Source organism: Pseudobdellovibrionaceae bacterium (assembly GCA_020635075.1).
GTDB lineage: Bacteria > Bdellovibrionota > Bdellovibrionia > Bdellovibrionales > UBA1609 > JADZEO01.
Map to the genome: position 1 here is coordinate 1 of JACKAM010000007.1, position 6,100 is coordinate 6,100.

4 protein-coding genes are annotated in these 6,100 nt (G+C 50.8%); all 4 read left to right on the forward strand.

Annotated elements, in window-relative coordinates; genetic code table 11:
- The first annotated feature begins 521 nt into the window (after positions 1-521).
- The 4 genes from H6624_20350 to H6624_20365 all read left to right on the forward strand — a co-directional run bounded on the left by H6624_20350 (position 522) and on the right by H6624_20365 (position 5,409).
- A complete protein-coding gene (locus tag H6624_20350) occupies positions 522-2,453 on the forward strand; it encodes a hypothetical protein (protein MCB9086705.1) in 1,932 nt (643 codons plus the stop codon).
- A gap of 232 nt (positions 2,454-2,685) precedes the next feature.
- Positions 2,686-3,657, forward strand: coding sequence for an O-antigen ligase family protein (locus tag H6624_20355; protein MCB9086706.1), 972 nt, complete (start codon positions 2,686-2,688; stop codon positions 3,655-3,657).
- Positions 3,658-3,821: 164 nt separating this feature from the next.
- Positions 3,822-4,160 carry a helix-turn-helix transcriptional regulator gene (locus H6624_20360; protein ID MCB9086707.1) on the forward strand — a complete coding sequence of 113 codons (339 nt, stop codon included), beginning with the start codon at positions 3,822-3,824 and terminating at the stop codon, positions 4,158-4,160.
- Positions 4,150-5,409 (forward strand): type II toxin-antitoxin system HipA family toxin, encoded by a 1,260-nt coding sequence (locus H6624_20365; protein MCB9086708.1) that lies wholly within the window; start codon positions 4,150-4,152, stop codon positions 5,407-5,409. The genes H6624_20360 and H6624_20365 overlap by 11 nt, the downstream gene beginning before the upstream one ends.
- The last annotated feature ends 691 nt before the right edge of the window (positions 5,410-6,100 follow it).

Sequence of the window (6,100 nt, forward strand, 5' to 3'; positions counted from 1 at the left end):
GACAACCTGCAAAGTCGACTCAGATTGTGTTGTCGTCCCCAACCCCTGCGGCTGGCCGACTTCGGTTGCCAACAAAAAAAGTGCCGAAGCGGCGACAAAGTGTAACACCCACCATGGAGCTTCGATGGGTTGTGTGAGTTGGGACCAATTGGGAAAGGCCAAGCCCAGTGTCCATTGCAAAGATGGAGAGTGTAAGCTGAAGTCTGAGTAGGGAAAAGGCCCGGGGCCGATCTCTTAGGGCGTTTGCCCCTCAAGACGGCAGCAATTGAAGCGCATAGCGCGATGCATCAATTCAAGTTCAAATTCAAACGTCGAATGTTGGCTTGGCTTTTCAAGGTGGATGCCCCGTTTTGAACGATGTTTCCGTGAATAAATCCAACTAATTGGATTGAAAGCTTCCCTCTTGCTTCCGACTGAGTGGCTTCTCCCTATAGGGAGGGATCATTGTCCGTCGTTGCACTGGATGGGGCAGGGTGATATATGCCGTCGGCGAAATACTTTCCTGCTGGAGGAGGCTTGTGATGCGTGTCTCTGCAAAGATTTTTGGTTTTGTAGTCTTAATCGGCCTGTTGACGACCACGGTTCTTTGGAGTGCCGGAACTCCGGGAAAAGTGAAACTCAAAGATATCGGTGGCCAAATTTATTCCCTGTATGACTGGAATGAACTTCAGCTGACTGCCTCACTGACCGCTGAAGGGTGGGCGGGCTCAGAAGTCGAATCCAGTTATCGGGTGGCCACCGTCGATCCATCAACAATGGAACAAAAGTTCTACTACTGGCATGGCGGCCAGTGGTTAGAAGAAGAGTACCCAGATGCTCCATCCTCACAACCTTCCCAGGTGTGGAATGCGTTTAAAGATGAAAACATTGTACTGGCCCATCCTCCCGCACTGAACAGCAGTGTCTCCCAACTTAAGTTTACCGTTTGTCTGGGGCTAGTAGGCCAAAGCGGCAGCAGAGAGGGTAACTGTCAGGCCGTTCACTACCAAAAGCGGACAAGATCTGTATTGAGATCCGTCAACGACGGCAATCTGCGTTCGGCTTCAGTCAACTTGGCTGACAAGGTTTCGCTGGGCCAGGTCACACTGGTGCAAAGTGAAGGAAGCAAGAGAACCGTCTCATTTGACATTAGTCTGCCAGAAACCAGTCTGATCTCAGGCTTGGCACTGATTCCTGACAGCGTTGATGCGCGCTACCCCAACACAACTCTACAAGGGGTGAAGATCTCAGTTTTTATTATGCTGGATGGGCAGCCCGATGGGAACCCCATCATGACAGTTCAGAATGGTCAAATCACCTATGATCTGCCCTTCTCAATGGGTCATGAACTGGTGCAGCCATCTCCCGAGTACGTGAGCGCTGTCGATGATATCGTGGCCAGTTGGGGCGTGAGTGGGGTGAGTCCAAGTGAACGGGAGAAGTTCTTTGATCCGGACGAATTCAATTCTCTATTGGGTCGATTAACCGAAGCACAGCTGAGCAACTTGGTGGATGCAGAACGGGAGTGGGTCCTACAGTCCCTGCAGGCCTTCAATGTTCCCTTTGGCTCAACTCAAGTCCAAGCCAAGGGCTGGATGTCTGGTATTTGGCGTCCCTTTAGTAATGCCTTCCGAGTCGTGGTTGAGGCTGGACCGAATGCCCCACCATTCTCGCTTTACGCCTTCATCAACACGGCTCAAGATAACTTCGGTGTTGGCGAGCCTGGGCTAGGGGAGCCCCACTGGCTCAATGGCAAGCGTGACTGGCAATGGGCCTCCAATGTGATCCAGCAAAAACTGGCCGGAGTGCCAAATTCCCCTTCGTTTACTCCCTTGAGTTTGCCGAGCTCTCCGGACGAACTCAGTCCCGAGTGTCGAAAGATGGTCGAGTCTCCTGCGGCAAAGATCTATGCCAGTGCGGTTTTTTCTGGCTTGGCAGGTGGAGCCATTTCTAAGCTTCTCGGTGCGCTTGGAGCCGTTTCGAGTGCGGCCGCGGCCCATTCTGAGGCCATCGGTACATTAGTGGGTTGGGCATCAGGTGCTATCTTCGATGGTATGCCACCCATTGACTACGTGAAGTTTAAACTGGCGTTTTTGGCAGCTAATGCTTTTGCCTATGATGTGAAGGAAGTGAAACTGCGCCTGCCATCCATGCTTTCCTTTTGTGTTGGCGATACCTTTGAGTTCCAAGCGGCCTGGTTTAACCAGTGTGGTCGCCCTCTAATGGGGTTTGCTCCCCACTGGGGCACCTCCATTGGTGTGACCGACGAGAGCAAGATCTCGATCGAGGTGACCGGGTCAGCGTCTGGGCTAGGCCCCGTTTATGGGGCTGGTGCGAACTTCAAGGCTAGAACCCTGAAGCCAGGGAAAGTGTCGATCGCCGTCATTGATGACACCAGCAGATCCTATCAATTGTTCGACGTAGAAATTAAGAAGTGTGGAACAACTCAGCGGCCGACTCCTCCTCCTCAGTAGTATTTTAGGATTGGTTTTACTGAGCCTCTCACCTTTGGTTTTTTGGCCAGGGTGGGGGGATGTGTGGAATGACCCGCAGATATTCTTAATCAATCTAGGTCTCTTGATCCTTGTCGGGTCCCATCTTCTGAAACAAGCACTGGCCGCTCCCCAGGGGGCCTCCGCCACTTCTTGGAGTTTTGAATATCTAAGAAGTGGATTCAGGAACAAAGACCTTTGGACTTTTAGAGCCATGTATCAGTTCATGGTGGAGTCCCCCGCAAGGCTGTTGGGGATAGCGGCCATTTTGCTCCTCATTCAAGCCATTGCCCTAGGCATTTTCTCACCGCAGACGTTGGCTCTTTCCTTGGCGCTATTTCTTGCCGGTTTGGTTTTGAGTCCCAAGTTCAGATTTGAAGGCCAGCGATCACTTCTCTTTGATCTGGTTGCAGTGAGCATTAGTCTTCAAGGTCTACTGGTTCTGGTGCAGTTTTTTATTGGTGACCCAATTCCCTATGGGAACTTCACGGACTTTGTTAAATGGCGGGCCACAGGAACCCTTGGGAATCCCAATCGGGTAGGGACCTTTCTTTCTCTTGGCCTTCTGTTCTTGCTCAATTCAGATTTGCCCCAGTCTTGGTTAAGAAAGCTGGCTGTTGGCATCGCGGTTTTGGCCCTGGCCTGTACCCTTTCGCGAGCCAATATATCTGTTCTCCTGCTGCTCTGGTTGTGGGATCACTGGCGGAAGGGGCGATGGACGATCAAAAGAGCGTTACGTTTAGGCCTCATCCCAGTCATTGCATTTCTGTTGGTGGTGATGGGGAGTTCAACGAGCGAGGTATTCAGCAGTCTTGGCAATGTCGGGTCCCTTGTCGGCAGACTCAATGAGTACAAAGTCGTCATTCCAATGCTTAGCGAAGTCCACCCACTATGGGGCATGGGTTGGAACCAATACGGCCAACTGCCAGGGGCAAGCTCCCCCCATATTCACAATGAATTCCTTGGAGCCTGGATCGAAGGCGGAGCCATTGGCCTTGTACTCCTCTGTCTGCTCACCATAAGTTTCTTTAAACTGAGCTTCAGCCGCAAAGGACCAGCCTTGTTCATGCTCATCTTTTTGCTGACCATCAGCCTGGTGGATTTTCCGCTGCGCAACCAAGCAAACTTGGTGCTGCTGGTTCTGGCCTGCCTCAGACCTTCGAATCCTTCCGACTTGGCCGCTTAGAAAGCCGCGGCTTCGGTGGCTTGCTAGGTCATCTTTTAAAGTGATTTCAGTTAGTTATAGTCGTCGCAAATGACCTTCCTGTTGTTGGTCTATGTGGCGAATTATTGGTTTATATATGAACCAAAATAGCATATAATGGTCTATGTATAGATCAAAGGAGCTGTATGCCTAAGACCAAACCACGGACTTACTCCCGGTATACGAAGGAGGCCATGGTTCTACTTGGGAAGCTCATTCGGGCGGCCCGAAAAGAGCGAAACCTCGGTACCCAGGAAGTTGCAGATCGGGCCAGTATTTCTAGAGGACTCCTCCAGCGGATCGAGAAAGGGGATCCCAAGTGTGAACTTGGGGCCGCATTTGAAGTGGCTGCGATTGTTGGGGTCAGACTTTTTGATACTAGAAGTGACTCCCTCTCTGGAGAACTCCGGCGAGCAGATGACAGGTTGGCTCTGCTTCCTAAATCATCCCGCAAGAAAACAAAGGTCGTTCACGATGACTTCTAATTCTCCAAAAGAGGCCTACGTTTGGATATGGTTGCCGAATGAGATAGCTCCTGTAGTCTGTGGACGCTTGGAAGCGACCGCAGAGGGAGTCCTATTTAACTACGGAACAAGCTACCTGCAGCGTCTCAGCCAAAACCAAAAAGCCATGTCTATCTACGAGCCCGAACTCCCATTGAAACGAGGTCAACTGCCTCTAGTCGGTCAACTCAAAATACCGGGTTGTATTCGGGATGCCGCCCCTGACTCATGGGGTAGACGAGTTATTATAAACCGCACACTGGGTGTGGCGGGGACAGATGTCGAAACAGGGGATCTGGACGAACTCACCTATCTCCTTGAGTCGGGCTCTGACCGAATTGGAGCCCTTGATTTTCAACTGTCCCCAACGGAATATGTCCCTCGGTCGGCAAAAAATGTGAGCTTTGATGAACTCATCGCCTCTGCTGAGCGAGTAGAAAAGGGAATCCCCTTAACTGCGGAATTGGACCAGGCCCTCTTTCACGGAAGCTCCATTGGTGGAGCCCGACCAAAAGCTTTGGTGGAAATGAAGTCCAAGAAATTCGTTGCCAAGTTTCCGTCGAGCACCGACCTCTACAATATGGTCAAGGCTGAATACCTCGCGATGAGACTCGCTGCTTTGGCTGGAATCAATGTGGCCCCAGTCAGACTTGTTAAAGCTGCCAACAAGGATGTGCTTTTGATCGAGCGCTTTGACCGTGACAAAACCGACAGGGGCTGGACGCGAAAACCCATGGTGTCTCTTCTTACCATCTTACAGCTTGATGATATGACAGCTCGTTATGCAAGTTACGAGGATTTTGCCGAAGTCATTAGGCATCGTTTTGATTCGCCCACGAATACGCTAAGGGAGATGTTCTCCCGGCTGGTATTCAATGTCCTCTGTGGGAACACTGACGATCACGCAAGAAATCATGCCGCGTTCTGGGATGGCAAGAGTCTTAGTCTCACTCCAGCCTACGATATTTGCCCACAGGGACGAACCGGTAACGAGGCCTCTCAGGCCATGAAAATTATCGGCGCTGAAAATCTCAGTCAGCTAAGGACTTGCGCCAAAGCCGCGGCCAATTTCCAACTCACCGAGAAGGAGGCTCACCAGATTTTTGACCACATCGCCGAGATAATCGAACAAAACTGGGATGAGGTCTGCGAGGAAGCAGAGCTGTCTGAAATCGAAAAACAGCAATTATGGCGTCGTCAATTCCTCAATGGGTTTTCCCTACAACGGTAGCACAGGGCAATGGCGGCTCTCGATCTCAGAGGTTGCGAGTTTTCTAAGGATATCAAGGGTCTAGGTCTGAGTCCCAGATCTAGAAAATAATCTCTGTTCTGGCTGTTACTTCCCATTGTGATGGTGTCGGTCTATGCCTTTTGTGGATTTGCCCTTATCGCCGCTCTAGGACTTGCCATGGGAGTGGCTGTTTCGTTTACGGACTCAGCGGTCCAGTTGATTGCTGTATGGATTGCCATCATTGTTGGAAGTGTGGCTTTGTATCTTAGAATTCCGAAAGCGACTCGAAGTGAGTTCTGGAAGGACCTAATAAGGCCTTGATAACTCATATGTCCATATGAGGAGGAAGTTCTTAAATTGAGCCGGGGAGTAGCACTATGCCCGAAAGGATTGTGCATGAGTGTGGCTATCCGGAAGGATCATGTTGCCTATAGTGAATGGACCTTCGTGGGCTCATTTGAACATACTGTTGGGCGAACCTTTATCTTTCCGACGGACCCACAAAAGCCAGCAATGGTCTTTAGTAGTCAGGGGTACAAATTGAGTAATTCCACTCAGAGCCAACCTTGAGATTACGCCTTATAGGGGGATTAGTATGGAACGTTACCAGAATCCCTTGTTATCGCCTTTCCCGCCACCTCACTTTTACCTCTAATGCCCTCGCAAGTGCGGGGATTCATAGTTCTAATCC